At 70.6% G+C, this 24,561-nt stretch carries 26 protein-coding genes; 2 read left to right on the forward strand and 24 right to left on the reverse strand.

Annotated features, from left to right (window positions below; all coding sequences use genetic code 11):
- Window positions 1-86 precede the first annotated feature (86 nt).
- The 9 genes from ACEL92_RS15285 to ACEL92_RS15325 form a co-directional block, all read right to left on the reverse strand.
- Window positions 87-1,028: an acyl-CoA thioesterase II gene (locus ACEL92_RS15285; protein WP_374021582.1), complete on the reverse strand. Its 942-nt coding sequence runs from the start codon at window positions 1,026-1,028 to the stop codon at window positions 87-89.
- Window positions 997-2,415, reverse strand: a complete 1,419-nt coding sequence (gene pyk, locus ACEL92_RS15290; protein WP_374021583.1) for a pyruvate kinase — start codon at window positions 2,413-2,415, stop codon at window positions 997-999. The genes ACEL92_RS15285 and pyk overlap by 32 nt, the downstream gene beginning before the upstream one ends.
- A 66-nt stretch (window positions 2,416-2,481) precedes the next feature.
- Window positions 2,482-2,913 (reverse strand): DUF2752 domain-containing protein, encoded by a 432-nt coding sequence (locus tag ACEL92_RS15295; RefSeq protein WP_374021584.1) that lies wholly within the window; start codon window positions 2,911-2,913, stop codon window positions 2,482-2,484.
- 29 nt (window positions 2,914-2,942) lie between these two features.
- The gene (locus tag ACEL92_RS15300) at window positions 2,943-4,229 is read right to left on the reverse strand and encodes a prolipoprotein diacylglyceryl transferase (RefSeq protein ID WP_374021585.1); all 1,287 of its coding nucleotides are present in this window, start codon (window positions 4,227-4,229) and stop codon (window positions 2,943-2,945) included.
- Window positions 4,229-5,041, reverse strand: coding sequence for a tryptophan synthase subunit alpha (gene trpA / locus ACEL92_RS15305; RefSeq protein ID WP_374021586.1), 813 nt, complete (start codon window positions 5,039-5,041; stop codon window positions 4,229-4,231). The genes ACEL92_RS15300 and trpA overlap by 1 nt, the downstream gene beginning before the upstream one ends.
- Window positions 5,038-6,300 carry a tryptophan synthase subunit beta gene (trpB, locus tag ACEL92_RS15310; protein ID WP_374021587.1) on the reverse strand — a complete coding sequence of 421 codons (1,263 nt, stop codon included), beginning with the start codon at window positions 6,298-6,300 and terminating at the stop codon, window positions 5,038-5,040. Before trpB ends, trpA begins: the two co-directional genes overlap by 4 nt.
- 74 nt (window positions 6,301-6,374) lie before the next feature.
- Window positions 6,375-7,193 carry an indole-3-glycerol phosphate synthase TrpC gene (gene trpC / locus ACEL92_RS15315; protein WP_374021588.1) on the reverse strand — a complete coding sequence of 273 codons (819 nt, stop codon included), beginning with the start codon at window positions 7,191-7,193 and terminating at the stop codon, window positions 6,375-6,377.
- Window positions 7,194-7,306: 113 nt separating this feature from the next.
- Window positions 7,307-7,990, reverse strand: coding sequence for a TIGR02234 family membrane protein (locus tag ACEL92_RS15320; protein WP_374021589.1), 684 nt, complete (start codon window positions 7,988-7,990; stop codon window positions 7,307-7,309).
- Complete coding sequence (locus ACEL92_RS15325; RefSeq protein ID WP_374021590.1) at window positions 7,983-9,521, reverse strand: anthranilate synthase component I; 1,539 nt, start codon at window positions 9,519-9,521, stop codon at window positions 7,983-7,985. The genes ACEL92_RS15320 and ACEL92_RS15325 overlap by 8 nt, the downstream gene beginning before the upstream one ends.
- A 163-nt stretch (window positions 9,522-9,684) precedes the next feature.
- Between ACEL92_RS15325 and ACEL92_RS15330 the strand changes: the two genes are divergently transcribed.
- Window positions 9,685-10,155: a peroxiredoxin gene (locus ACEL92_RS15330; protein WP_374021591.1), complete on the forward strand. Its 471-nt coding sequence runs from the start codon at window positions 9,685-9,687 to the stop codon at window positions 10,153-10,155.
- On the opposite strand, the gene ACEL92_RS15335 is transcribed toward ACEL92_RS15330, so the two are convergent.
- The 12 genes from ACEL92_RS15335 to ACEL92_RS15390 are packed head-to-tail and all read right to left on the reverse strand — an operon-like array spanning window position 10,145 to window position 20,177.
- Window positions 10,145-11,239, reverse strand: a complete 1,095-nt coding sequence (locus ACEL92_RS15335; RefSeq protein WP_374021592.1) for a calcium:proton antiporter — start codon at window positions 11,237-11,239, stop codon at window positions 10,145-10,147. The genes ACEL92_RS15330 and ACEL92_RS15335 overlap by 11 nt on opposite strands.
- Before the next feature lie 52 nt (window positions 11,240-11,291).
- A complete protein-coding gene (locus ACEL92_RS15340) occupies window positions 11,292-12,116 on the reverse strand; it encodes an SAM-dependent methyltransferase (protein WP_374021593.1) in 825 nt (274 codons plus the stop codon).
- A 7-nt stretch (window positions 12,117-12,123) separates the two neighbouring features.
- Entirely contained in the window at window positions 12,124-12,960 is an 837-nt protein-coding gene (locus tag ACEL92_RS15345; RefSeq protein WP_374026229.1) for a helix-turn-helix domain-containing protein, read from the reverse strand.
- A gap of 51 nt (window positions 12,961-13,011) precedes the next feature.
- Entirely contained in the window at window positions 13,012-13,359 is a 348-nt protein-coding gene (gene hisI / locus ACEL92_RS15350; protein WP_374021594.1) for a phosphoribosyl-AMP cyclohydrolase, read from the reverse strand.
- Window positions 13,356-14,141: an imidazole glycerol phosphate synthase subunit HisF gene (gene hisF, locus ACEL92_RS15355; protein ID WP_374021595.1), complete on the reverse strand. Its 786-nt coding sequence runs from the start codon at window positions 14,139-14,141 to the stop codon at window positions 13,356-13,358. Before hisF ends, hisI begins: the two co-directional genes overlap by 4 nt.
- 1 nt (window position 14,142) lies before the next feature.
- On the reverse strand, window positions 14,143-14,946 hold the full coding sequence (locus ACEL92_RS15360; protein WP_374021596.1) for an inositol monophosphatase: 804 nt from the start codon (window positions 14,944-14,946) through the stop codon (window positions 14,143-14,145).
- A 4-nt stretch (window positions 14,947-14,950) separates the two neighbouring features.
- Window positions 14,951-15,682: a bifunctional 1-(5-phosphoribosyl)-5-((5-phosphoribosylamino)methylideneamino)imidazole-4-carboxamide isomerase/phosphoribosylanthranilate isomerase PriA gene (gene priA / locus ACEL92_RS15365; RefSeq protein WP_374021597.1), complete on the reverse strand. Its 732-nt coding sequence runs from the start codon at window positions 15,680-15,682 to the stop codon at window positions 14,951-14,953.
- 20 nt (window positions 15,683-15,702) lie between these two features.
- Entirely contained in the window at window positions 15,703-16,323 is a 621-nt protein-coding gene (gene hisH / locus ACEL92_RS15370; RefSeq protein WP_374021598.1) for an imidazole glycerol phosphate synthase subunit HisH, read from the reverse strand.
- A complete protein-coding gene (gene hisB / locus ACEL92_RS15375) occupies window positions 16,320-16,940 on the reverse strand; it encodes an imidazoleglycerol-phosphate dehydratase HisB (protein ID WP_067310415.1) in 621 nt (206 codons plus the stop codon). The genes hisH and hisB overlap by 4 nt, the downstream gene beginning before the upstream one ends.
- Complete coding sequence (locus ACEL92_RS15380; RefSeq protein ID WP_374021599.1) at window positions 16,937-18,073, reverse strand: histidinol-phosphate transaminase; 1,137 nt, start codon at window positions 18,071-18,073, stop codon at window positions 16,937-16,939. The genes hisB and ACEL92_RS15380 overlap by 4 nt, the downstream gene beginning before the upstream one ends.
- Window positions 18,070-19,416 carry a histidinol dehydrogenase gene (hisD, locus tag ACEL92_RS15385; RefSeq protein ID WP_374021600.1) on the reverse strand — a complete coding sequence of 449 codons (1,347 nt, stop codon included), beginning with the start codon at window positions 19,414-19,416 and terminating at the stop codon, window positions 18,070-18,072. Before hisD ends, ACEL92_RS15380 begins: the two co-directional genes overlap by 4 nt.
- A 59-nt stretch (window positions 19,417-19,475) precedes the next feature.
- Window positions 19,476-20,177 carry a carboxymuconolactone decarboxylase family protein gene (locus ACEL92_RS15390; RefSeq protein ID WP_374021601.1) on the reverse strand — a complete coding sequence of 234 codons (702 nt, stop codon included), beginning with the start codon at window positions 20,175-20,177 and terminating at the stop codon, window positions 19,476-19,478.
- Window positions 20,178-20,394: 217 nt separating this feature from the next.
- Here ACEL92_RS15390 and ACEL92_RS15395 point away from each other — a divergent pair, with 217 nt between their 5' ends.
- Window positions 20,395-20,817, forward strand: a complete 423-nt coding sequence (locus tag ACEL92_RS15395; RefSeq protein WP_374021602.1) for a nitroreductase family deazaflavin-dependent oxidoreductase — start codon at window positions 20,395-20,397, stop codon at window positions 20,815-20,817.
- A 231-nt stretch (window positions 20,818-21,048) separates the two neighbouring features.
- On the opposite strand, the gene nadC is transcribed toward ACEL92_RS15395, so the two are convergent.
- The 3 genes from nadC to nadA are packed head-to-tail and all read right to left on the reverse strand — an operon-like array spanning window position 21,049 to window position 24,532.
- Entirely contained in the window at window positions 21,049-21,900 is an 852-nt protein-coding gene (gene nadC / locus ACEL92_RS15400) for a carboxylating nicotinate-nucleotide diphosphorylase (RefSeq protein WP_374021603.1), read from the reverse strand.
- The gene (locus tag ACEL92_RS15405) at window positions 21,900-23,486 is read right to left on the reverse strand and encodes an L-aspartate oxidase (RefSeq protein ID WP_374021604.1); all 1,587 of its coding nucleotides are present in this window, start codon (window positions 23,484-23,486) and stop codon (window positions 21,900-21,902) included. Before ACEL92_RS15405 ends, nadC begins: the two co-directional genes overlap by 1 nt.
- The gene (gene nadA / locus ACEL92_RS15410; protein WP_374021605.1) at window positions 23,483-24,532 is read right to left on the reverse strand and encodes a quinolinate synthase NadA; all 1,050 of its coding nucleotides are present in this window, start codon (window positions 24,530-24,532) and stop codon (window positions 23,483-23,485) included. The genes ACEL92_RS15405 and nadA overlap by 4 nt, the downstream gene beginning before the upstream one ends.
- Between the last annotated feature and the right edge of the window lie 29 nt (window positions 24,533-24,561).

Raw genomic sequence — 24,561 nt, forward strand, 5'->3', positions numbered from 1 at the left:
GAATACCCGGCTGCTATGAACTTACGCCCGGTCGGGGCCCCGACGGGCCCGAATCACGGCGATGTCCTGCGGATATTCCGCCCTTTCTATCGGCGGGCGGGCGGAAAGTATTTCAGCACGCCTTCTTGCACCACCGTCGCGAGCAGCTGGCCGGAGCGATCGAAAAAGTGGCCGGTGCCCAGCCCGCGCGAATCCGCGGCCACCGGCGACGACGTCGAATACAGCACCCAGTCGTCGAAGTTCACCTGCCGGTGAAACCACACCGAATGGTTGGCGGAGGCGGCGAAGATGCGGTCGAACCCCCAAGAGAGCCCGTGTCGGGTGATCACCGAGTCCAGCACCGTGGTGTCGGAGGAGTACACCATGGTCGCGGTGTGCAGGACCGGGTCGTCCGGCAGCTTGCCGCCCGCCTTCATCCAAACCCGGTTGTGCGGCAGCCGATCGCCCTTCTCGCGCATCACCCACGCCGGGTCGTTGGTGTAGCGCCACTCGATCGGCTGCAGGGCGTTGACGAAGTGCGGAACGGTTTCCTCGTATCCGCGGAGTAACTCGCTGATCGGCGGCTGCGTTTCTGGCTCGCCCACCTGCGGGGGCTCCACACCGTGTTCCAGGCCAGGGCCGCCGGCCATGTAGGAGATCATCGCCGACGACAGCAGCATGCCGTCCTGCACGGCGTCCACGCGCCGATTGGCGAAGCGCCGCTCGTCGCGCAGCCGGGTGACGTGGAATTCGATGTCCTTGGCGGTGTCTCCCCCGTTGACGAAGTGCACGGACAGCGCGCTGGGCGGCAGGTCGTCCCGGACCAGCGTGCGGCTGCCGGCGACGAACGACTGGGCCATCAGTTGACCACCGAACGTCCGCATCGGGTTCTTGGTCGGATGAGACCCGACGAAACGGTCGTCGGCGACCCGGGTGAGGTCGAGGGTCGCAAGCAGTTCCTTGAAATCGGAATCGGTGCTGATCGCGGCCTCTCCTTGGCTCGGTCGCCCGGACGGGCTAGACGTCGTCCTCCCCGATGCGGTGCACATGGATGAGGTTGGTCGACCCTACTGTGCCAGGTGGCGCGCCGGCCACGATCACCACCAGGTCCCCGCGCTTGTAGCGGCCCAGTTCCAGCAGCGACTTGTCGACCTGGCGGATCATGCCGTCGGTGGACGTCATCATCGGGACGATGAACGTCTCGGTGCCCCACGTCATCGCGAGTTGGCTGCGCACCTCGGGCCACGCGGTGAAGGCCAGCAGCGGCAGCGGGGTATGCAGCCGCGCCAGCCGCTTGACGGTGTCGCCCGACTGGGTGAAGGCGACCAGCGCCTTGGCGTCCAGGCGCTCGCCGATGTCGCGGGCGGCGTAGGAGATCACTCCGCGCTTGGTGCGCGGCACGTGCGTCAGCGGCGGGGCGGCGGTGGAGTTGTCCTCGACGGCGCAGATGATCCGGGACATGGTTCGCACCGCCGCCAGCGGATACTTGCCCACCGACGTCTCGCCGGACAGCATCACCGCGTCGGCGCCGTCGAGCACGGCGTTGGCGACGTCGGACGCCTCGGCGCGCGTCGGCCGCGAGTTCTCGATCATCGACTCGAGCATCTGGGTTGCCACGATGACGGGTTTGGCGTTCTCCCGGGCCATTTGGATGGCCCGCTTCTGCACCAGCGGCACCTCTTCGAGCGGCAGCTCGACGCCCAGGTCGCCGCGCGCCACCATGATGGCGTCGAACGCGAGCACGATCGCTTCCAGGTTGTCGACGGCCTCAGGCTTCTCCAGCTTGGCGATCACCGGCACCCGCCGGCCGACCCGGTCCATCACCTCGTGGACCAGCTCGACGTCGGACGGCGAACGCACGAACGACAGCGCGACCAGGTCGACCCCGAGGTCGAGCGCAAAGGTGAGATCCTCGATGTCCTTGTCGGACAAGGCAGGGGCTGACACGTTCATGCCAGGCAGCGACATGCCCTTGTTGTTGCTGACCGGACCGCCCTCGACGACGGAGCAGACGACGTCGTCGCCGTCGATGGCATCGACCACCAGACCGACGTTGCCGTCGTCGACCAGCACCCGGTCGCCGACGACTGCATCCTTGGCCAGCCTCTTGTAGGTGGTCGACACCCGGTCATGCGTGCCCTCGCAGTCCGCGACAGTGATGCGCACCGTCTCCCCGTCGGCCCAATAGGTGGGCCCGGTGGCGAAACGCCCCAGCCGGATCTTCGGGCCCTGCAGGTCGGCAAGTACACCGACCGCGCGGCCGGTGGTGTCGGAAGCGGCCCGCACCCGCTCGTAGGCGGCTTTGTGGTCGGAGTAGTCGCCGTGACTGAAGTTCAACCGGGCGACGTCCATTCCCGCCTCGACCAGCGCCAGAATCAGCTCGTCCGAATTCGTCGCAGGGCCAAGGGTGCAGACGATCTTCCCGCGTCTACTCACGCCGACCCAGCATAGTCGCGTGGGCCCCCCACGGTCCTACTTAACGGGTTGTCGACCTGTGAGCGGCTACCCACTCTGAATCGCCGGCAACAGCGGGAAGCCGGGCAGGTTACGCAGCACCGTCCACGCGATGACGGCCAGCAGCATAAAAACCCAGGCCGCCGTGGACAGCGCGGGGTTGCCGCGGCCGCGGCCAACCAGCAGCCAGCCGGCCAGCATCGGGATGCCGACCAGCAGGAAAACATTGTCGTTGACGGCGGCGGCCAGGTGGCCGTGCAACAGGTCGTGAGTCATGCGCAGGCCCCCGCAGAACGGGCAGTTCCAGCCCGTGAGCCATTTGAAGGGGCATTGGGGATACAACGAATTCGTGTTGTGCGGGTCGACCAGGGCGACGTAGCCGAGCGCGCCGCCCAGCACGACGGCGGTGCCGGCGGCGACGTAACGGCGTGGTCCGTGACGCCGTTCTACCGCTTGGCCGACGGAATGCGGTTGCGTCACGCCCTCAGCATGCCAGACCGAGCCGGTCGTCAGCTGTTCGACGGCCGGTTCCTTCGCAACCTCCAGCGGCTGCGTGGCGTCTGGTACGGCTCGGCGGCCGAGGCCGGTTCGGCCGAATCCTGTTTCGGCTTGGGCTCGGGTTCGTCGGCCGCGGCTTCGGGTTCCTCGGGTTCGGGCGCTTCGGCTTCAGGCTCTTCGGGCTCTTCCGCTTCGGCTTCGGGTTCTTCCCCCTCGGCCTCCTCGGCTTGGGCCTCGTGGGTTTCCGCCGAATCCGCGTCGACCGTCTCGACCTCCGCGGTTTCCGGCTCGTCGACCTTGTCGGCCTTGCCCGTTTCCGCGCCGCCGGCGGAATCCGCATCCGCCGTGCCCGCCGCGGCCGAGACGGTCGATGCCCCCGCGGCGACGGTCGCGAGCTCTTCCGTCGGCTCCGCTGCCGCCGACTCCTCGGCCTCCTTGCCGCGCAGGCTCTCGGGGGCATCCCGCCCCTTCGGCGCCACCATGATGTACACCACGGCCCCGATGAACACGAAGGTCGACGTGAACGAGTTGATCCGGATGCCCGCGATGTGGGTGGCGGTGTCGTCGCGCAGCAGCTCGACGCCGAACCGCCCGACGCAGTAGCTGGCCACATACAGCGCGAACAGTCGCCCGTGGCCTAACGTGAACCGCCGGTCCGCGTAGATCAAGATGGCGAAAACCACCACGTTCCAGATCAACTCGTACAGGAACGTCGGCTGCACGACGAGTGCCACCTGCCCCGTCGAGACACCGTCCAGCGAATGGGGGTCGATGTAGCCGGAGGGGTCGCGGCGGTAGAAGATCTCCAGACCCCACGGCAGGGTGGTTTCGCGGCCGTAGAGCTCCTGGTTGAAATAGTTGCCCAGCCGGCCGATGGCCTGCGCCAGGACCAGACCCGGCGCCACCGCGTCGGCGAAGGCCGGCAGCGGAATGCCGTGCCGTCGGCACCCGATCCACCCGCCCACGCAACCGAGCGCCACCGCGCCCCAGATGCCCAGCCCGCCGTCCCAAATGCGCACCGCGGCACCCAATCCGGCGCCGCCGGGCCCCCAATAGGTCCGCCAGTCGGTGGCCAGGTGATAGAGCCGCCCACCCACCAGCCCGAACGGCACGACCCACAACGCGATGTCGTAGATGACGCCGCGCTGTCCGCCGCGGGCCTCCCAGCGGCGGTCGCCGATCAGCAGCGCCACCACGATGCCGGTGATGATGAACAGTGCGTACGCGCGAATCGGCAGGGGCCCCAGGTGCCAGACACCCTGGGGCGGGCTGGGGAAGTACGTCGGCAACGTGGTCATCACGCGGAGGCCTTTTGCCGAACACCGGCGGCGAGCTCCTCGGTCAGTTCGCGCAACGCGGGCAACCCCCCCTCACCGAGCGCCGACACCAGCGCCGAGCCGACGATGACCCCGTCGGCGTAGCTGCCGATCTGGGCGGCCTGCTCCCGCGACCGCACGCCGAGGCCGACGCCCACGGGGATGTCCGACACCGCCTTCACGCGCTGCACCAGCTCGGGGGCGGCCTGCGACACCGCGTCACGCGCCCCGGTGACCCCCATCGTGGAAGCGGCGTAGACGAATCCGCGTGACGCCTCGACGGTCATGGCCAAGCGTTCCGGCGTGGACGACGGCGCGACGAGAAAAATGCGATCCAACCGATGCTCCTCAGCTGCGGTCAGCCACTGCCCGGCCTCGTCGGGGATGAGGTCCGGGGTGATCAAACCCTGCCCGCCGGCCGCCGCGAGATCCCGCGCGAACGCGTCGACCCCGTAGCGCAGCACGGGATTCCAATAGGTCATCACCACCGCGCGGCCGCCGGCCGCGCTGATCGCCTCCACCGCGGCCAGGGTGTCGCGGACCCGCACTCCCCCTTGCAGCGCGGCCTCCGTGGCCCGGGCGATGGTCGGCCCGTCCATGCCGGGGTCCGAGTAGGGCACGCCCACTTCGATGATGTCGCAACCGGATTCGACCAGCGCGAGCATTCCGTCCACCGAGCCCGGCACGTCGGGGTAGCCGGTGGGCAGGTAGCCGATCAGGGCAGCGCGATTTTCCTTGCGGCACACGTCGAAGACTGGCCCGAGCCTGCTGGCTTGCCGCTGTTGCACACTCATCGCTCGCTGGGCCCCATCAGGCCGAACCATTTGGCGGCAGTCTCGACATCCTTGTCACCGCGTCCCGACAGGTTCACCACGATGATCGCGCCCTGCCCCAACTCGAGGCCCAGCTTGACCGCACCCGCGACCGCGTGGGCCGATTCGATGGCCGGGATGATGCCCTCGGTGCGGCACAGCAGGGCGAACGCGTCCATCGCTTCCGCGTCGGTGACCGGGCGGTATTCCGCGCGCCCGATCTCCTTGAGGTACGCGTGCTCGGGACCTACCCCCGGGTAGTCGAGACCCGCTGAGATCGAATGGGATTCGATGGTCTGGCCGTCCTCGTCCTGCAGCAGGTACGAGAAGGATCCTTGGAAGGCCCCCGGCGATCCGCCGGCGAAAGTCGCGGCGTGCCTTCCCGTTTCGACACCGTCACCGGCCGCCTCGAAGCCGACCAGGCGCACCCCCGGATCGTCGATGAACGGGTGGAAGATGCCGATGGCGTTGGATCCGCCGCCCACACAGGCCACGACCGCGTCGGGCAACCGGCCGGCCTGGGCCTGGATCTGCACGCGCGCCTCCAAGCCGATGATCCGCTGGAAATCGCGCACCATCGCCGGAAAGGGATGCGGCCCGGCCGCGGTGCCGAAGCAGTAGTAGGTCCGGTCGGCGTTGGTCACCCAGTCGCGGAACGCCTCGTTGATCGCGTCTTTGAGCGTCTTGGAGCCGCTCTCGACCGACACCACCTCGGCGCCCAGCAGTCGCATCCGTGCCACGTTGAGCGCCTGGCGCGCGGTGTCCACGGCACCCATGTAGATGACGCACTGAAGGCCGAGCAGGGCGCAGGCGGTGGCCGTGGCGACGCCGTGCTGCCCGGCCCCGGTCTCGGCGATGACCCGGTTCTTGCCCATCCTCTTGGCCAGCAGCGCCTGACCGAGAACGTTGTTGATCTTGTGAGAACCGGTGTGGTTCAGGTCTTCTCGCTTGAGGAAGATGCGCGCCGACCCGGCATGCCCGGACAGCCTGGTGGCCTCGTACAGCGGTGACGGCCGGCCGGCGTAATTGGCCTGCAAGTCGTCCAACGTGTCCAGGAAATCGGGGTTGATGCGTTCCTTTTCGTAGGCGGCGGTGACCTCTTCGATCACCGCCATCAACGCCTCCGCCACATAGCGGCCGCCGTACACGCCGAAATGGCCGCCAGCATCGGGTTCGTGGCTGGAGGGTTCGGCGACGGCTGCACTCGGAAGGGGAAGATCCGGGCGGGACAGATTGACCATCACCAAGGCTCTACGCGGGGACGGCTCATGAGGTTCAACGTTTCAGCGCCGGGACTCTTCAAGTGACTTGACGACTAGCGAGACGGTTTCGGACAGGACGGGTGGGTGCCCGCGGTGACCAGGTCGGCGACCGCGGCACGCGGGTCACCGCTTTTGACCAGACCCTCGCCCACCAAGACGGCGTCCGCGCCCGCGCCGGCGTACGCCAACAGGTCGCCGGTGCCGCGGACACCGGACTCGGCGATCCTGATCACGTTGCTCGGCAGCCCGGGGGCGATGCGCGCGAAGCAATCGCGGTCGACCTCCAACGTGGCGAGATCACGTGCGTTGACACCGATTACGTTGGCCCCGGCCTTCAGCGCCCGGTCGGCCTCCTCCTCGGTGTGCACTTCGACAAGGGCCGTCATGCCCAGCGATTCGGTGCGGTCCAGCATCGACACCAGCGCCGACTGGTCCAGCGCGGCAACGATGAGCAGCAGCATGTCGGCGCCGTGCGCGCGGGCTTCGTGGATCTGATACGGCTGCACGACAAAGTCTTTGCGCAATACCGGGATCGAGACCGCGGCGCGAACCGCGTCGAGGTCGTCGAGCGATCCGTGAAAGCGCCGCTCCTCGGTCAAGACGCTGATGATCCGCGCCCCGCCGTCCTCGTAGGCGCGGGCCAGCTTCGCCGGATCGGCAATGGTGGCCAGCGAACCCGCCGACGGGCTGGCGCGCTTGACTTCGGCGATGACACCGATGCCGGGCTCGCGCAGGGCGGCCATCACGTCGAGCGGCGGCGGCGCGGCGGCGGCGGCGGCTTTGATTTCGGAAAGGCTGATGAGGGCTTCACGCGCCGCAACGTCGGCCCGGACTCCCTCGAGGATGGAGTCAAGCACGGTAGCCGGACTCATGCCTGTTGCTTCCCTTCGCGCTGTTACCCATCGTCACCCCGCGGCCAACCTGACAACTCTGAGCCGATTGTGACGACGTGAATGAAGGGTAGCGGCCCTCGGCACGCGGCCCGTCACCGACCCTCGGTGTCCGAGTCGCGCGGCCGATCTGTCGGGTCGCGCGTCGGGTCACAGCCCTCGTCAAGCGCGTCCCAGATCATCCGCTCCGACATTTCCGGCGTCTCCGCCTTCTCCAGCATCGCGCCATCGGCGTCATCGCGGAGCACATTTGAGCGACGCGTCGCGGGCGCGGCATACTTTTCCGCGCTCGACCGGGCCGCCCCCGGATCGCCGGCCGAGCGCAGCAACAGGACCGCCGCGATCAGGGTGCATGCGGCGGCGGCCACCGCGATGCCCGCGCCGACGTACCGCCGCTCGCTGCCCACCAGCGACATCACGGCGACGTGCGCCAGCTCGGCCCCGCGTACGGCGACGTCCGGGAGCGCCCACAGGCTGACCCCGAGGTAGCCGACCGCCAGGCTGGCCAACGCCAGCAGTGCCGCCAGCGCGCGCAGCGGCCAGCCCCGCACCGCGATCGCCGCCACGGCCGCCGCGAGCATCAGCACCGCCAACGGCAGCAGCGCCGTCGACCACGACGCGCCGGACAACGTCACGTCGCGGGGCGGACTCAGCCCGTCGAACGACCGGATCACCACCCACGGCAGCCGGGACGCCGCCCAAAACGCCGCGGCCGACAGCACCAGCAATGCCTGCGCCACTGCCACGGATAGCCGGGCACGCCGCCGCGCCTCAGTCACGGTGGTCGGCGTCCGGCGCCGTCAGCGTCTCCGCGGCCGCGATCGCGTTGAGCACCGCGCGCGCCTTGTTGGAAGCCTCGGTGTATTCGTACGGACCGTTGGAGTCGGCCACCACCCCGCCGCCGGCCTGGACATAGGCCTTCCCGTCGCGCATCAGCGCGGTGCGGATGGCGATTGCGAAATCGGCGTTGCCGGCGAAATCGAGGTAACCGACGACACCGCCGTAGAGGCCGCGGCGGGTCTTCTCCACCTCCTCGATCAGCTCCATGGCCCGCACCTTCGGCGCGCCCGACAGCGTGCCGGCCGGGAAGCAGGCCGTCACGGCGTCCAGCGCGGTCCGGCCCTCGGCCAGCATCCCGGTCACCGTCGACACCAAGTGCATGACGTGGCTGTAACGCTCGATGTGGCTGTAGTCCTCGACGCGCACGGTGCCCGGCGCGCAGACCCGGCCAAGGTCGTTGCGGCCCAGGTCAACCAGCATCAGGTGCTCGGCACGCTCCTTCTCGTCGGCCAGCAGTTCCTTTTCCAGGAGCTGGTCCTCTTCGTCGGTCTCGCCGCGCCACCGGGTTCCGGCGATCGGATGCGTCGTCGCCCAGCCGTCGTGGACGGTCACCAGGGCCTCGGGGCTGGAGCCCACGACCGAAAAGTCGGTTCCGCCAGCGCCGTTCGGGACGTGCAGCAGGTACATGTAGGGGCTCGGGTTGGTGACGCGCAGCATCCGGTACACGTCGATCGGATCGACGTCGGTGTCCATCTCAAAGCGCTGCGAGGGCACGACCTGGAAGGCCTCGCCTGCGGCGATCTGCTCGACCAGGTAGTCGACGATCTTGCCGTATTCCTCGACGCTGCGCTGCGAGCGGTACTGCGGGTCGGGCCGGTCGAACGTGGCGACCGTGGACGGCAGCGGCTGGCCCAGCGCCGCGGTCATCACGTCCAGGCGGGCGACCGCGTCGTCGTAGGCCTCGTCGACGCGCTCGTCGGTGCCGTTCCAGTTGACCGCGTTGGCGATCAGCGTGATGGTGCCCTCGTGGTGGTCGACCGCGGCCACGTCGGTGGCCAGCAGCAGCAGCATGTCGGGCAGGTGCAGGTCGTCGACGGCCAGCTCCGGTAAGCGCTCCAGCCGCCGCACCATGTCGTAGGCGAACAAACCGACCATGCCGCCCGACAGCGGCGGCAGCCCGGGCAGCGCGCCGGTGGCGAGCAGCTCGCACGTGGCTTGCAGCGCGCGCAGCGGGTCGCCGCCGGTGGGTGCGTCCTGCGGCACCGCACCCAACCACACCGCCTCGCCGTCGCGGACGGTCAGCGCCGACGGCGCGCCCGCACCGATGAAGGACCAGCGCGACCAGGATCGGCCGTGCTCGGCGGATTCCAGCAGGAACGTGCCCGGGCGGTTGGCGGCCAGTTTGCGGTAGGCCGACAGCGGCGTCTCGCTGTCGGCCAGCACCTTGCGGGTCACCGGAACCACGCGGTGCTCGGCCGCCAGCTGGCGGAAATCCTCTCGTGAGGTCGTCGCGGCGAGGTGGGCGTGCACCGGACCATCCTCGCAGATGGGCGCGTCGCGCCATCCGCGCAGCCTGACGACGATGCGGCCCGGAACGGGCCGAAGAGAAGTCAGGCCATCCGCGCAGCCTGACGACGATGCGGCCCGGAACGGGCCGAAGAGAAGTCAGGCCATCCGGCGTAGCGTGTCGGCCATGAAAACTGGTGACACGGTGGCGGACTTCGAACTTCCCGACCAGACCGGCACGCCGCGCAGGCTCAGCGAGTTGCTGTCCGGCGGTCCGGTGGTGCTGTTCTTCTACCCTGCCGCGATGACGCCCGGGTGCACCAAGGAGGCCTGCCACTTCCGGGACCTGGGCGCGGAATTCGCCGCCGTCGGCGCCAATCGGGTTGGCATCAGCGCCGATCCGGTGCAGAAGCAGGCCAAGTTCGCCGACATGCAGAAGTTCGACTACCCGCTGCTGTCGGACACCGAGGGCACCGTCGCCACGCAGTTCGGCGTCAAGCGCGGCCTGCTGGGCAAGCTGCTGCCGGTCAAGCGCACCACCTTCGTCATCGACACCGATCGCACGGTGCTCAACGTGATCTCCAGCGAGTTCAGCATGGACACCCACGCCGACAAGGCGCTGGAGACCCTGCGCGGCCGGTCAGCGGCTACGGGCTGATCGCCAGGAACACGTAGGCGGCGAGCAGCACCAGGTGCAGCTCGCCCTGCAGCCGGGTGGCGCGTCCCGGAACGACCGTCAGCATGCTGATCACGACGGTCAGCGCCAGCAGCACCAGCTGAACCGGGCCCAGGCCGAGCACCAGCGGCCCCTCGAGCCAGCTGGACGCCAGCGCGATCACCGGGATGGTCAGCCCGATGCTGGCCATCGCCGAGCCGTACGCCAGGTTGAGGCTGGTCTGGATGCGACCCTGGCGCGCCGCGCGCACGGCCGCCAGGGTTTCGGGCAGCAGCACCAGCGCGGCGATCACCACGCCGACGAATGACTGCGGGAACCCGGCCGCGGTCACCGCGCGTTCGACGGCCGGCGACTCCTCCTCGGCGAGCCCGACCACCGCGACGAGGGCGACCAGCAGCAACCCGAGACTGCCCAGCGCGGCGGCGCGGCTTGGCGGCTCGGCGTGGCTCTCGTCCTCGAACAGCCGCTTCTTCTGGCCCTTCTGCGCGACCGGGAGGAAGAAGTCGCGGTGGCGCACCGTCTGCGTGAAGACGAACACCAGATACACCAGCAATGACGCGACCGCCGCGAACGTCAGCTGGCCCGGGGAGAACTCCGGCCCCACTTCGCTGGTGGTGAACGCCGGCAGCACCAGGCTCAGCGTCGCCAGCGTGGTGAGCGTGGCCAGCGCGGCGCCGCTGCCTTCGGCGTTGAACAGCGTGACGCCGTAGCGCCGGGAGCCGAGCAGCAGCGACAGCCCCGCGATGCCGTTGGTGGTGATCATCGCCGCGGCGAAAACGGTGTCCCTGGCCAGCGTCGCCGCCTCGTTGCCGCCGGAGGCCATGAGCGTGACGATGAGCGCCACCTCGATCACCGTCACCGCGGCCGCGAGCACCAGCGAGCCGAACGGCTCACCGACCCGGGCCGCGACCACCTCCGCGTGGTGCACCGCGGCCAGCACGGCCCCGATGAGCAAGGCCGCCGCCAGCGCGACCAGCGGCGGGCCCAGCTTCTCGCCCCAGATCACGGCCAGGACGGCGACGGCAAGCAGCGGCACGACCGCGGTCCACGACACCCGTCTCAACATCGCCCGCCATTGTCACCGAAGACGCGGGTCCGCGCCCGCGGGCGAACCGGGATCAGTTCTTGGTCGCCCGCACGAAATACCCGCGCGGCACCCCGGGCACGTCCAACGGGACGACCGGGTGCTCCCAGCGGTGCCATCGACTGCCGGGCTCGGCCACATCGGTGACTACGGCGGTCCAGCCGCGGTCCTCGACGAGCGCGGCCGGCGTGTCGGTGCCGAACGTCCACGGCGCACCGAGCCGCCGCATGAATTGCTGGGTGGACTGCAGGAAGGGCGCCTCCAGCAAGGTCTGGCCGATCACGTTGTACAACAGCACGCCCCCGGGCGCCGACAACGCGTCGATGCGCGCGAACAGGCTGTCGACGGCGGCCCCGTCGAGGTACTGCAGCAACCCCTCGACCAGCCACGCGGTCCACGCTGAGGATGTAAATCCCTGCGAGACAAGCGCTTTGGGCCAATCGTCGGCCAGGTCGACGCCGACCGCGACCCGCCGGCAGCGCGGCGATTCGCCGTCCAGTCGCTCGTCCTTGGTCGCGATCACGTGCGGCTGGTCCACTTCGTAGACGGTCGTGCCCGGGCGCCACGGCAGGCGGTAGGCGCGGGCGTCCATGCCCGCGGCCAGCAGCACCACCTGTGTCACGCCCTCGCGCTGCGCCCTCAGCAGCGCCTCGTCGAAGAATCGCGTGCGGATGGCGATTTCGGCGGGCGACTGCCCGGTGGCGGCCACGGCGTCGGCGAGCAACCGCCGGCCGTCGTCGCCGGCCAGGCGTTCGGCGAACGGGTCGGTGAAAAGCGGGTCCTCGCGCCGGGACTCCTCGGCGCGCACCGCCGCGGCGAGCAGCCCGGTGGCCGCTACCGCGCGTTTCGTGTTGTCCATGCGCCGATCATGACGCGGCGGGCGCCGGCGGTATTGCATATTTGTGCCGTCCTGCGGGGACATGGCTGGGCAACACGAGCGGCTGCCGGACGTATTGCGTCGGCGTCATCGCGGTGAACGAGCGGAACTCGCGGACGAAGTGCGGCTGGTCGAAATAGCCCGCGTCCGCGGCGATACGCGCCCCGCCCACCGTGCCCTCCCCGAGCTGCCGCAGGGCGGCCTGCAGTCGGCGCACCCGCGCGTAGGCCTTGGGGGTGAGGCCGATCTCGGCCCGAAACAGCGCGAGCATCCGCTTGGTCGACAGCCCGCTCAGGCGGCGCAGTTCGGTCATCCGAATGGAGGGGTTGGCTTCGATCGCCGCCACCGCGCCGGCGACACCGGGGTCGCGCGACACGCCGAACCGCGCCCGCGCCAGCAAGAAGCCCTCGAGGATGGCGAATCGGGCGGGCACCGACGGCGCCTCGATCAACCGCTCGTGCACCTCGCGTCCCGCGCGTCCCCAGAGCTCGTCGAGGCCGATGGCCGCATCCTCGATGTCGCCGAGCGGGACGCCGAGAAACGGGAAGGCGCCGCCGGGCCTGAAGTGGATCGCCATGGCGGGCTCCTCGGCGGCGATGTCGGTGACGTACGACGCGCGGTGCGGCCCGGCGACGACAGCGGGTGGAACCGCCAGGCGGGTGCGGCCGTCTGCGGCGTAGAAGTCCAGTCGGTGTCGGCGCCCCACGTCGATGACGATGGTCACCGCGCCGCGCGGCAGCGCCCGGCTGCGGTAACTGGACCCGCGATGCAGCCAGTGGCCGAAGAATTCGACGTGGTCGCCCAACGGCGGCGGCGGCCGGTACAGCGCAGGCCCGCACCGCCCAAGGGGTGTCGAAAGCCCGTCCGCGTTGATCCTTCAGTCCTCCGGCGCCAGCAGCAGGTCGGCGTCGAAGCAGCTGTGGTCGCCGGTGTGGCAGGCGCCGCCCACCTGGTCGACCGTCAGCAGCACGGTGTCCCCGTCGCAGTCCAGCCGCACCGAGTGCACGTATTGGGTGTGGCCGGACGTCGCGCCCTTGACCCATTGCTCGGAGCGTGACCTCGAAAAATAGGTTGCCTCACGCGTTTCCAAGGTGCGGGCCAGCGCCGCGTCATCCATCCAGGCGACCATCAGGACGTCCCCGGTGCCGCGCTCCTGCACGACAGCGGTGAACAGGCCGTCGGCGTTGCGCTTCAGGCGCGCGGCGATCTGCGGGTCGAGCGTCATCGCACCGTGATCCCTTCCGCGGCCATCGCGGCCTTCACCTGGCCGATGGTCAGTTCCCGGAAGTGAAACACGCTGGCGGCCAACACCGCATCGGCGCCGGCGGCGACCGCGGGCGCGAAGTGTTCGGCCGCACCCGCCCCCCCGCTGGCGATCACCGGGACCGTGACCGCCGAGCGCACCGCCCGCAGCATCGGCAGGTCGAACCCGGCCTTGGTGCCGTCGGCGTCCATCGAGTTCAGCAGGATCTCTCCCACGCCCAGATCGGCGCCGCGCGAAGCCCACTCGACGGCGTCGATCCCGGTGCCGCGGCGTCCGCCGTGCGTGGTGACCTCCCAGCCGGACGGCGTCGGCACCGAGTCCGGGGGCACCGTGCGGGCGTCGACCGACAGCACGATGCATTGCGAGCCGAATTGCCTTGCCATTTCTTCCAGCAGGTCGGGGCGGGCGATCGCGGCGGTGTTGATCGAAACCTTGTCGGCCCCGGCGCGCAGCAAGACGTCGACGTCGGCCACCGTGCGCACCCCGCCGCCGACGGTCAGCGGAATGAAGACCTGCTCGGCCGTGCGCCGCACCACTTCCAGCATGGTGGCCCGTCCCGACGACGAGGCGGTGACGTCGAGAAAGGTGAGCTCGTCGGCGCCTTCGGCGTCGTAGGCGGCGGCGAGTTCGACGGGATCGCCCGCGTCGCGCAGGTTTTCGAAGTTGACCCCCTTGACCACCCGCCCGGCGTCGACGTCCAGGCACGGAATCACCCGCACCGCAAGGCCGTTACCGCAAGGCATGTCAGTAGTCCTCCGGCCGGCCGGTCCTGCGCAGGATCTCGAGTATCTCGTCGTGCGCGCGGGTCCCAGCGGCCAGGGCGGAATCCGAGGCGGGTGACCACGGTTCGCCGTGGATATCGGTGACGACGCCGCCCGCCGCCCGCACCAGGGCCACGCCCGCGGCATGGTCCCACACGTGGCCTCCGAAACTGATCGAGCCGCCGAGGACTCCGTCGGCGACGTAGGCGAGGTCGAGCCCGGTGGAGCCGTGCATGCGCAACCGCGACGAGACCCGGCTCAGGTTCTCCAGCACCGCGATGCGGTACCGCCCCGGGAACCGGCCCCGCGCGTCTGCGCTGAAGGAGCCCGCGCCGATCAGGGCGTCGGTCAGGTCGATGTCGGCCAGCGGAGGTTGCGCGACAGCGTTTTTCATCAGCGGTCCGCCCACGACCGCGGTGTAGCGCTGGTCGACGAAGGGCAGCCAGGTCAGGCCCGCCACCGGGTCGCCGTGATGCAGCAGGCCGAGCAGGATGCCCGCCATCGGCGATCCCGCCGCGTAGTTGAACGTGCCGTCGACGGGGTCCAGCACCCATACCCACTCCGAGTCGACGTCGGCGCCACCGAACTCCTCACCGTGCACACCGATCCCGGTCGCCTCTTCCAGCGCGCCAACCACCTGCCGCTCGATCGCCAGGTCGACGTCGGTGGCGAAGTCGTTGCCCTTCTTCTGGACCGCCGAATCGGCGCGGTGGCCGGCCAGGAACGGCTCGGTGGCGTCGTCGAGGATCGCCGAGGCCTTCTCCACCAACGCGTCCAGATCCGCCACTGCCCTACCCCGCGACCGCGGCCAGCGCCTGCGGCAGAGTGAACCGCCCGGCGTAGAGGGCTTTGCCCACGATCGCTCCCTCGACCCCGCGGTCGGTGAGGGTCGCGATCGCCCGCAGGTCGTCCAGGCTGGACACGCCCCCGGAGGCGATCACCGGGGCCTCGGTGCGGTCGGCGACGGCCGCCAGCAGGTCGAGGTTGGGGCCGCCCAGCGTGCCGTCCTTGGTGACGTCGGTGACCACGAAGCGCGAACAGCCCTCGCCGTCAAGGCGTTCCAGCACCTCCCAAAGATCGCCGCCGTCAGTTTCCCAGCCGCGGCCACGCAGGCGGTGCCGTCCGTCGACGATCTGAACGTCCAGCCCGACCGCGACCTTCTCGCCGTGCTCGGCGATCGCGCGCGCGCACCACTGCGGGTTCTCCAGCGCCGCGGTGCCCAGGTTCACCCGGGCGCAGCCGGTGGCCAGCGCCGCGGCCAGCGAATCGTCGTCGCGGATGCCGCCGGAGAGCTCCACCTGCACGTCGAGCTTGCTGACCACCTCGGCGAGCAGTTCGCGGTTGGAGCCGCGCCCGAACGCCGCGTCCAGGTCGACGAGGTGGATCCATTCCGCGCCGTCGCGCTGCCAGCCCAGCGCCGCGTCCAGCGCCGAGCCGTATTCGGTTTCACTGCCCGCCTTGCCCTGCACCAGTCGCACGGCGCGGCCCTCGACCACGTCGACCGCGGGCAACAAGATCAACACATTCCCTCCCGAGCCGTCCTTCACAAAGACTCAATCCAGTTGCGCAGCACGGCCGCACCCGCGTCCCCACTCTTTTCGGGGTGAAACTGGGTGGCCGACAGCGGCCCCTGCTCCACGGCGGCCAGGAACGGCACCCGGTGGGTGGCCCAGGTGAGCACGGCCTCGGGCGAACCCTCCCACCGCTGCGCGGCGTAGGAGTGCACGAAATAGAAGCGGGTGTCCGGGTCCAGTCCCTTGAACAGGGTGGTGCCTCCCCCGGCGTCGACCACGTTCCAGCCCATGTGCGGGATGACAGGGGCATCCAGCCGGGTGACCTCTCCCGGCCACTGGCCGCAACCCGTTGTCTGCACACCGAATTCGACGCCGCCGGCGAACAGGATCTGCATGCCCACGCAGACCCCCAGCACCGGGTGCCCGGCAGCGACCCGGTCGGCGATGATGCGGTCCCCCTTCACCCTGCGCAGGCCGGTCATGCAGGCCTCGAACGCCCCGACGCCGGGCACCACCAGGCCGTCGGCCGCGGCCGCGGCGTCGGCGTCAGCGGTCACCTCGACCGACGCGCCCGCCCGCTGCAGGGCGCGCTGGGCCGACCGCAGGTTGCCCGAGCCGTAATCCAGGACGACGACGGATGGTTTTGTCACAGAACACCTTTGGTGGACGGCACGTCCGACACGCGGGGGTCGGGTTCGACGGCCTGGCGTAGCGCGCGGGCCACCGCCTTGTATTGCGCTTCGGTGATGTGGTGCGGGTCGCGCCCGTAGAGGACACGCACGTGCAGCGCGATGCGGGCGTTCATGGCGAGCGACTCGAACACGTGCCGGTTGATGACCGTGTGGTACGGTACCGAGCTGCCGGCGATGGTGGTGTGCAGCAGGTGATCCGGCTCGCCGGTGTGCACGAAATAGGGGCGGCCCGACACGTCGACGACAGCGTGGGCCAGCGTCTCGTCCATCGGAATGAAGGCGTCGCCGAACCGGCGGATGCCGCGCTTGTCGCCCAGGGCCTGCCCGAGCGCCTGCCCGAGCGCGATCGCGGTGTCCTCGATGGTGTGGTGCCCCTCGATCTCCACGTCGCCCTTGGTGCGCACCGTCAGGTCGAAGCTGGCGTGGCTGCCCAGCGCCGTCAGCATGTGGTCGTAGAACGGCACCCCGGTGTCGACGTGGACCTGGCCGGTGCCGTCGAGGTCGAGTTCGATCACGATGTCGGATTCTTTGGTGCGGCGCTCGATCCGCGCGCGCCGGGTCGCAATGGTGGTCACGGGGCTCCTACAGGGGTGGCTGGGGCCAGCTCGGTGGCGGCGATCTGGGCGCTGGCCCGCAGGAAGGCGTCGTTCTCCTCGGCCAGCCCGGTGGTGGCGCGCAGGTAACCGGGAATCCCGACGTCGCGGATCAGGACACCGGCATCCAGGTAGCGCTGCCAGGTGGCCGGGGCGTCGGCGAATTGCCCGAACAGCACGAAATTCGCGTCACTGGGAATCACCTGAAACCCCATACCGCTCAACGCTTTTGTGACGCGCTCCCGTTCGGCGATCAGCGTCGCGACGCTCGCCAGGGTGTCGTCGGCGTGGCGCAGCGCGGCCCGGGCCGCGGCCTGGGTGACCGACGACAGGTGATACGGCAGCCGCACCAGCAGCATCGCGTCGATCACCGCGGGCGTGGCGATCAGGTAGCCGAGCCGACCGCCGGCGAAAGCGAACGCCTTGCTCATGGTGCGCGTGACTATCAGCTTGGTCGGGTATTCGCGCACCAGCCCGACCGCGCTGGGCTCGGAGGAGAACTCGCCGTAGGCCTCGTCGACGATCAGGATGCCCGGCACCGCGTCGAGTAGCCGCCGCAGATCCGGCAGCGAAACGCTCTGCCCGGACGGGTTATTCGGGCTCGCGATGAACACGACGTCGGGCCGCCGGTCGGTCACCGCGGCCACGGCCGCGTCGACGTCGAGGCTGAAGTCCTCGGCCCGGACGCCCTCGAGCCACTCGGTGCGCGTGGCGTCGGAGATGATCGGGTGCATGGAGTAGGACGGGACGAACCCGATCGCGGTGCGCCCCGGCCCACCGAACGCCTGCAGCAGCTGCTGCAGGATTTCGTTGGAGCCGTTTGCCGCCCAGACATTTTCGACCCCGACGTGCACACCGGTCTGGGCGGTGAGGTAGTCGGCCAGATCGCGGCGCAGGTCCACCGCGTCCCGGTCGGGATAGCGGTGCAGGTCGGCCGCCGCGGCCGCGACCGACCGCACGACGTCGTCCACCAGCGCCCGGCTGGGCGGGTGCGGATTCTCGTTGGTGTTCAGCCGCACCGGGACGGCCAATTGCGGTGCGCCGTAGGGCGATTTGCCGCGCAGGTCATCGCGCAGGGGTAGGTCGTCGAGGGTGGGCTCCCGCGGTTCGGTCATCGCTCGAACCTCCGCCGGATCGCCTCGCCGTGCGCCGGCAGGTCTTCGGCCTTGGCCAGCGTGACCACGTGGCCCGAGACGTCCTTGAGGGCGGCCTCGGTGTAGTCGACGACGTGGATGCCGCGCAGGAACGTCTGCACCGACAGCCCGCTGGAATGCCGGGCCGAGCCCGCGGTCGGCAGGACGTGGTTGGATCCGGCGCAGTAGTCGCCGAGGCTCACCGGCGAGTACGGACCCACGAAAATGGCTCCGGCCGAACGGATACGGGCGGCCACCGCGGGGGCGTCGGCGGTCTGGATCTCCAGGTGCTCGGCGGCGTAGGCGTTGACCACCTTGATGGCGGCGTCCAGGTCGTCGACCAGGATGATCGCCGACTGGCGGCCCCCGAGCGCGACGGCCACGCGGTGGTGGTGCACCGTCGTGCGCAGCTGAGCGGCCAGCTCATCCTCGGTGGCGGCGGCCAGGCGCTCGCTGGGGGTGACCAGCACGCTGCCCGCCATCTCGTCGTGTTCGGCCTGGCTGATCAGGTCGGCGGCCACGTGCGCGGGGTCGGCGGTGTGGTCGGCCAGGATCGCGATCTCGGTGGGCCCGGCCTCGGCGTCGATGCCCACCCGGGAGCGGCACAGCCGCTTGGCGGCGGTGACGTAGATGTTGCCGGGCCCGGTGATCATGTCGACTGGTGCGAGCTCTCGACCGTCGGTGTCGGTGCCGCCGTAGGCCAGCAGCGCCACCGCCTGCGCGCCGCCCACGGCCCACACCTCGTCGACCCCGAGCAGGCGGGCGGCGGCCAGGATCGTCGGGTGCGGCAGGCCGTCATATCGGGCCTGCGGCGGGCTGGCCACCACCAGCGACTCGACGCCGGCGGCCTGGGCAGGCACGACGTTCATCACGACGCTCGAGGGGTACACCGCGTTGCCGCCGGGCACGTACAGGCCGACCCGCTCGACGGGGACCCACCGCTCGGTGACTGTCGCGCCGGGGCCCAGAGTGGTCGTGACGTCGGCGCGACGTTGGTCGGCGTGCACGGCGCGCGCACGTTCGATCATCACCCGCAGGGCTTCGACGACCTCGGGGTCTAGGCCCGCCAGCGCCGCATCCAGCGCGGCGGCGGGCACCCGGACGGCCGCGGGCCGCACCCCGTCGAACGACGCCCCGTACTCCAGCGCCGCCTCGGCGCCGCGCTCGGCGACGGCCTGCACGATCGGCCGCACCTTGGGCAGGACGCTCTCCACGTCGGCGCCGCCGCGCGGCAGCGCGGCCCGCAATCGGGCAGCCGTCAGCTCGACGCCGCGCAGGTCGATGCGGGCGATCGGCGACGGTTGGGTGGGGGTCACGTTGTCCATTGTCCCCGATGGAAGCAACCGCATTTGCTCTCGGGGTTCGGGACCGGGCGAGTCGGCGTTCAGCCGCCGAACGCGTTGCTTCCCATGACCAGCGCTGCGGTCCCCCCGTAGAGGTATCCCACCTCGACCGCCTCGGTGACCTCGGCTTCGCTCGCGCCTGCCGCCCGGGCGTTGTCGGCCAGCATCCTGACACCGTCCGGGTGCGCCGCGATGGCGTCGGTGACCATACCGATGAGCAGCTTGTACTTGGCGGGGATCGCGCCGTCCTTCAGGATGCGCTCCCGCATCGCCAGGTAGGACTCGGCGAACTGCGGATCGCGACGCTCGATCGTCGACAGCCAGGGCGGTTTGGGAGAGGCGGCCTGCGGTGGCGGGTCCCCGGCGGGCGCGCCGGGCTGGCTGCAGCCACCCGCGGGCGTCTGCGCCCCGCCGACGTCGCCGCACCCATCGGCCCGGGCCGGTGCAGCGGACTGCATCAGCAGGGCCGCGCCCACCATGACGGCCGCCGCGCACAGGGCCAGGTAGCCCCGCAGTGTCCGCGTTCGCGAGTTTTCGGCGGCCGCCGCGGGCAGACCTGCGGCGCCCACCGATCGTCGGATCTCGACCGCCTCAGCGACCTCCGCGTGCGAGGCGCCGGCCGCGCGAGCGGCGGCGGCCAACGCCCTGACACCGTCGGGACGCGCCGCGGCCATGGCCACGAGCAATCTGTACTTGGCCGGGATAACGCCGTCATTCAGAATCTGCTCGCGCGCGTTGGTCATGTCCAAACCGTACGCCCGCGACGCCGCCGATTGCAACGAAATCCCTTGTGGGGCTTGGCTTATGCGACGCAACGACCATGAACGCCAGTCGCGCACCCGGCATTGGGTTGCCACGCGCGCTCCCGGAACATCGCAAGCCGATGCCCGACCGGTACAGTGCCGGTGAAAGGCATCGCACGACCGGCCAAGGCCCGCAGAGATTACTCAAGGAGCCGTCATGTCCGCGAAGGATCACCCCAACAACGCTCCAGGCGTCCCGATGGTGTTCCCGCCCTGGTTCGAGCGCTTCCAGATCAAGTATTTCAACCCGGCGGTCAAGCCGCTCGCCCGCTTTCTGCCCGGGACCGCGACCATCAAGCATCGCGGCCGCACCTCGGGCAAGCCGTACGAGACGATCATCACCCCGTATCGCAAGGGCAATGTCCTGGCGATCGCGCTCGGCCACGGCAAGACGAACTGGGTCAAGAACGTGCTTGCGGCCGGCGAGGCCGACGTGCAGTTCGGCCGCAACCGCGTGGTGCACCTCACCAACCCGCGCATCCTGCCCGCCGGCACCGAGGGACCCGACGCCGAACGCCTGCCGCGGATGGCCCGCGTGCAGCTGCGGCGCATCGGCGTTTTCGTCGCCGACATCGCCTGAGGGCTGCTCGCGCTTTTGCGCGTGCGCTCACGGCATTGCGCGTGCGCTCACGGTGGCGACACGCCGCGGGGGTCCGCCCTGCGCGCACGCCCGACGCCCGACGCGCGGGGCCCTCACACGATCGACTTCGCCGAGGCCGCGGTGTACGAAGCGGAATACGCAGTGCTCGATGCGCTTTCGGCCCGCTCCGCCGCCGACGCGATGGCCCGAGGGTGATCGTCCGGTAAGGGGTTACATGTCCAGGCCGAGATCGAGCGCGCGCACCGAGTGCGTCAGCGCGCCGACGGCCAGGTAGTCCACCCCGGTGGCGGCGTAGGTGGCGGCGTTGTCCAGGCTGAGCCCGCCGGACGACTCGAGCAGGACGGCCGGAGCGCGCGCGTCGCGCCGCTGCACGGCCATCTGCGTCTGCCACACCGGGAAGTTGTCCAGCAGCACCAGTTCGGGCTTTTCGGCCAGCACCTCGTCGAGCTGTTCGAGCGAGTCCACCTCCACCTCGCACGGCAGGTCCGGCGCCGCGTCGCGCACCGCCCGCAGCGCGTCGACCACCGATCCCGCGGCCACGACGTGGTTGTCCTTGATCAGCGCCGCGTCCCCCAGCCCCAGCCGGTGGTTGACGCCCCCGCCGACGCGCACCGCGTATTTCTGCAGCGCGCGCAGGCCGGGAAGGGTCTTGCGGGTGTCGCGGATCTTGGCCTTGGTGCCGTCCACGGCCTCGACCCAGGCCGCCGTCGTGGTGGCGATGCCCGAGAGATGGCAGACCAGGTTCAGCATGGTCCGTTCGGCGGTCAGCAGGCCGCGGGTGTCCGCGCGCACGGTCAGCACCGGTTCACCGGGCTGCAGCCGGGTGCCGTCCTCGACGCCGTGCATCACGTCGTAGCCGCCGGCGAGGACCGCGTCGAGGACCAGCAGGGCGACCTCGATGCCGGCGATCACGCCGGGCTCCCGGGGCACCATCGACGCCGTGGCCACCGCCCCGGCGGGCACCGTCGCGAGCGTGGTGACGTCGGGCCCGTAGCGCAGGTCCTCTTCCAGCGCTCGCCGGATGGTGTCTTGAGCGGCGCTCCGCTCGTCGGGCAGCATCATCAGCCCACCGCCGCCAGCGCCTCCACCAGGACCGAGTTCTGGTCGTCGGCCAGCCGCAGCACGCTGCTGCGGGCCTGTTCGGGTGCGGGGTCCGGGTGCTCCGCCCGGTGGTGGCAGCCCCGGCTTTCGTTGCGGGCCAGGGCCGCCGCGGTCACCGCGCGGGCGGCGACGGCCAGCGCCACGTCCTCGAAATCGCGGCGGCCGGCGATGGCGCGCACCGGCGCCCCCGACAGCGCGTCGGACAGCCGCGCCAGCCCGGCGGCGTCGCGCACCACCGAGGCGTCGCGGCTCATCGCGGCCTGCAGTTCGGCCCGGTCGGGCGCGGTGTGGACGACGGGCTCGGGCGCCGTGAAAGGCACGGCCCGGACGCGTCCGGCCGCCCCCGCGTGGGCGGCCGCGGCCCGGCCGGCGCGGCCCCCGACCACCAGGCCCTCCAGCAGGCTGTTGGACGCCAGCCGGTTGGCGCCGTGCATGCCGGTGCGCGCCACCTCGCCGGCGGCGAACAGCCCCGGCAGCTCGGTCCGCCCGTGCACGTCGGTGACGACGCCGCCGCAGCTGTAATGCGCCCCGGGCACGACCGGGATGGGCTGGCGGACGGGGTCGATGCCGGCGGCCCGGCACGCGGCGGTCACGGTCGGGAAGCGGGCCGCGAAACCGTCGATGCCGCGGGCGTCGAGGAAGACGCACGGGTCACCGGTGGCCTTCAGCCGCGTGTCGATGGCCGCCGCGACCACGTCCCGCGGCGCCAGGTCGCCCATCGGGTGCACGCCGGCGGTGACCGAATTGCCTTGCCGGTCAACCAATATCGCGCCCTCACCGCGGATGGCCTCGGTGACCAGCGGGCGCCGGCCACCGGCCGCGCCGGCGTAGAGCATCGTGGGATGGAACTGGATGAACTCCAGGTCGCTGACCGCGACACCGGCCCACAGCGCCAAGGCGATGCCGTCGCCAGTGGAGCCTTCGGGATTGGTGGTCGCGCCGTAGAGGTGCCCGAGCCCGCCGGAGGCCAGGATGACCGCGGGCGCGTGAATGATCCCGTAGCCGTCCTGGTTGGCGACGGACACGCCGGTCACGGCGGTGCCGTCGTGCAGCACGCGCAGCCCGACGTGTCCGGTGCGGATGTCCAGCAGCCGGGCGGCGTGGTCGAGCGCCCGCTGCACCTCGGCGCCGGTGGCGTCGCCGCCGGCGTGCACGATGCGCCGCCGGGAGTGCCCGCCCTCGCGGGTGACGTCCCAGCGACCGGGGGTCGCCTCGTCGAATCGCGCTCCGGCACCGACCAACTCGGACACGGCGCGATAGCCGTCGGCGACGATCGAGGTGACCGCGTCGGCATCGCACAGTCCGGCGCCCGCGGTCACGGTGTCGGCGACGTGGGCCTCGACGGAATCGTCGTTGTCGGGCAGCACCACCGCGATGCCGCCCTGGGCGTAGTGCGTCGCCGTGACCCCGCGCGCCTGGTCGGCCTTGCTGAGCACGACGACGCTGCGCCCGGCGCGGTGGGCGGCCAGCGCCGCGGCCAATCCCGCGACGCCGGTTCCGACGACGACGACGTCAGCGCTGTGCGTCCAGGCGGGGCGGACGATCATTCACCACCGCCCGGCTGGCCGATCTCGATCATGCGCTGCACGCTGCGGCGGCCCGCCGCCGCGATCTCCGGGTCGACGTCGACCTCGTCGGCGCCGTCCACCAGGCAGCGCAACAGGGCCGCCGGGGTGATCATCTTCATGTACTTGCACGAGGCCCGGTCGTTGACCGCGCGGAAGTCGACTTGCGGTGCGGCCCGGCGCAATTGGTGCAGCATGCCGACCTCGGTGGCGACCAGCACCTTGCGGGCCTGCGTTGCGTGCGCCGCGTCGAGCATGCCGCCGGTGGACAGGATCTTCACCCGGTCCTGGGGGAAGGCGCCCTCGCCGGCGAGGTACAACGCCGAAGTGGCACAACCGCATTCGGGGTGGACGTACAGCTCGGCGTCGGGGTTCGCGCGGGCCTGCTCGGAGAGCTCGTCGCCGTTGATGCCGGCGTGCACGTGGCACTCACCGGCCCACACGTGCAGGTTGGTGCGGCCGGTCACCCGGCGCACGTGCGCGCCGAGGAATTGGTCCGGGCAGAACAGCACCTCGCGGTCGGGGTCGATGGACTCGACCACGTCGACGGCGTTGGACGAGGTGCAGCAGATGTCGGTGAGCGCCTTTACGGCGGCCGTGGTGTTGACGTAGGAGACGACGACGGCGCCGGGGTGCTCGTCCTTCCAGGCGCGCAGTTCGTCGGGGGTGATGGAGTCGGCCAGCGAGCAGCCGGCCCGCTGATCTGGGATGAGGACCGTCTTCTCGGGGCTCAGGATCTTGGCGGTCTCGGCCATGAAGTGCACGCCGCAGAACACGATGGTGTCCTCGGGGGCCTCGGCGGCGATCCGCGACAGGGCCAGCGAGTCGCCGACGTGGTCGGCGACGTCCTGGATGGCGGGCAGCTGGTAATTGTGGGCGAGCACGGTGGCGCCGCGCAGCGTGGCCAGGCGGCGGATTTCGGCGGCCCATTGCTCGTCTGGATCGACACCGCCGTAGCCGGCGGGCGAATTCGTGAGGTCGGCCATCATGTCTTCAGCGAGCGTGTCCATGCGATTGATAACCGTCACGGCGGCTCCTTTCAGCCCAGGAGGTTTTC

The sequence above is a fragment of the Mycobacterium hainanense genome (assembly GCF_041890355.1).
Classification (GTDB): Bacteria; Actinomycetota; Actinomycetes; order Mycobacteriales; family Mycobacteriaceae; genus Mycobacterium; species Mycobacterium hainanense.

Coding starts and splice junctions, on each gene's coding strand:
- ACEL92_RS15340 (WP_374021593.1), bottom strand. CDS start 12,116: ATGGACAACACGAAACGCGCGGTAGCGGCCACCGGGCTGCTCGCCGCG.
- hisF (WP_374021595.1), bottom strand. CDS start 14,141: ATGCCTTGCGGTAACGGCCTTGCGGTGCGGGTGATTCCGTGCCTGGAC.
- ACEL92_RS15390 (WP_374021601.1), bottom strand. CDS start 20,177: ATGACCAACGCGCGCGAGCAGATTCTGAATGACGGCGTTATCCCGGCC.
- trpC (WP_374021588.1), bottom strand. CDS start 7,193: ATGAGTCCGGCTACCGTGCTTGACTCCATCCTCGAGGGAGTCCGGGCC.
- ACEL92_RS15405 (WP_374021604.1), bottom strand. CDS start 23,486: ATGATCGTCCGCCCCGCCTGGACGCACAGCGCTGACGTCGTCGTCGTC.
- trpB (WP_374021587.1), bottom strand. CDS start 6,300: ATGGTCAATCTGTCCCGCCCGGATCTTCCCCTTCCGAGTGCAGCCGTC.
- ACEL92_RS15285 (WP_374021582.1), bottom strand. CDS start 1,028: ATGTGCACCGCATCGGGGAGGACGACGTCTAGCCCGTCCGGGCGACCG.
- trpA (WP_374021586.1), bottom strand. CDS start 5,041: ATGAGTGTGCAACAGCGGCAAGCCAGCAGGCTCGGGCCAGTCTTCGAC.
- ACEL92_RS15395 (WP_374021602.1), top strand. CDS start 20,395: ATGTCCGCGAAGGATCACCCCAACAACGCTCCAGGCGTCCCGATGGTG.
- nadC (WP_374021603.1), bottom strand. CDS start 21,900: ATGATGCTGCCCGACGAGCGGAGCGCCGCTCAAGACACCATCCGGCGA.
- hisD (WP_374021600.1), bottom strand. CDS start 19,416: ATGGACAACGTGACCCCCACCCAACCGTCGCCGATCGCCCGCATCGAC.
- ACEL92_RS15330 (WP_374021591.1), top strand. CDS start 9,685: ATGAAAACTGGTGACACGGTGGCGGACTTCGAACTTCCCGACCAGACC.
- ACEL92_RS15335 (WP_374021592.1), bottom strand. CDS start 11,239: ATGTTGAGACGGGTGTCGTGGACCGCGGTCGTGCCGCTGCTTGCCGTC.
- hisI (WP_374021594.1), bottom strand. CDS start 13,359: ATGACGCTCGACCCGCAGATCGCCGCGCGCCTGAAGCGCAACGCCGAC.
- ACEL92_RS15300 (WP_374021585.1), bottom strand. CDS start 4,229: ATGACCACGTTGCCGACGTACTTCCCCAGCCCGCCCCAGGGTGTCTGG.
- ACEL92_RS15380 (WP_374021599.1), bottom strand. CDS start 18,073: ATGACCGAACCGCGGGAGCCCACCCTCGACGACCTACCCCTGCGCGAT.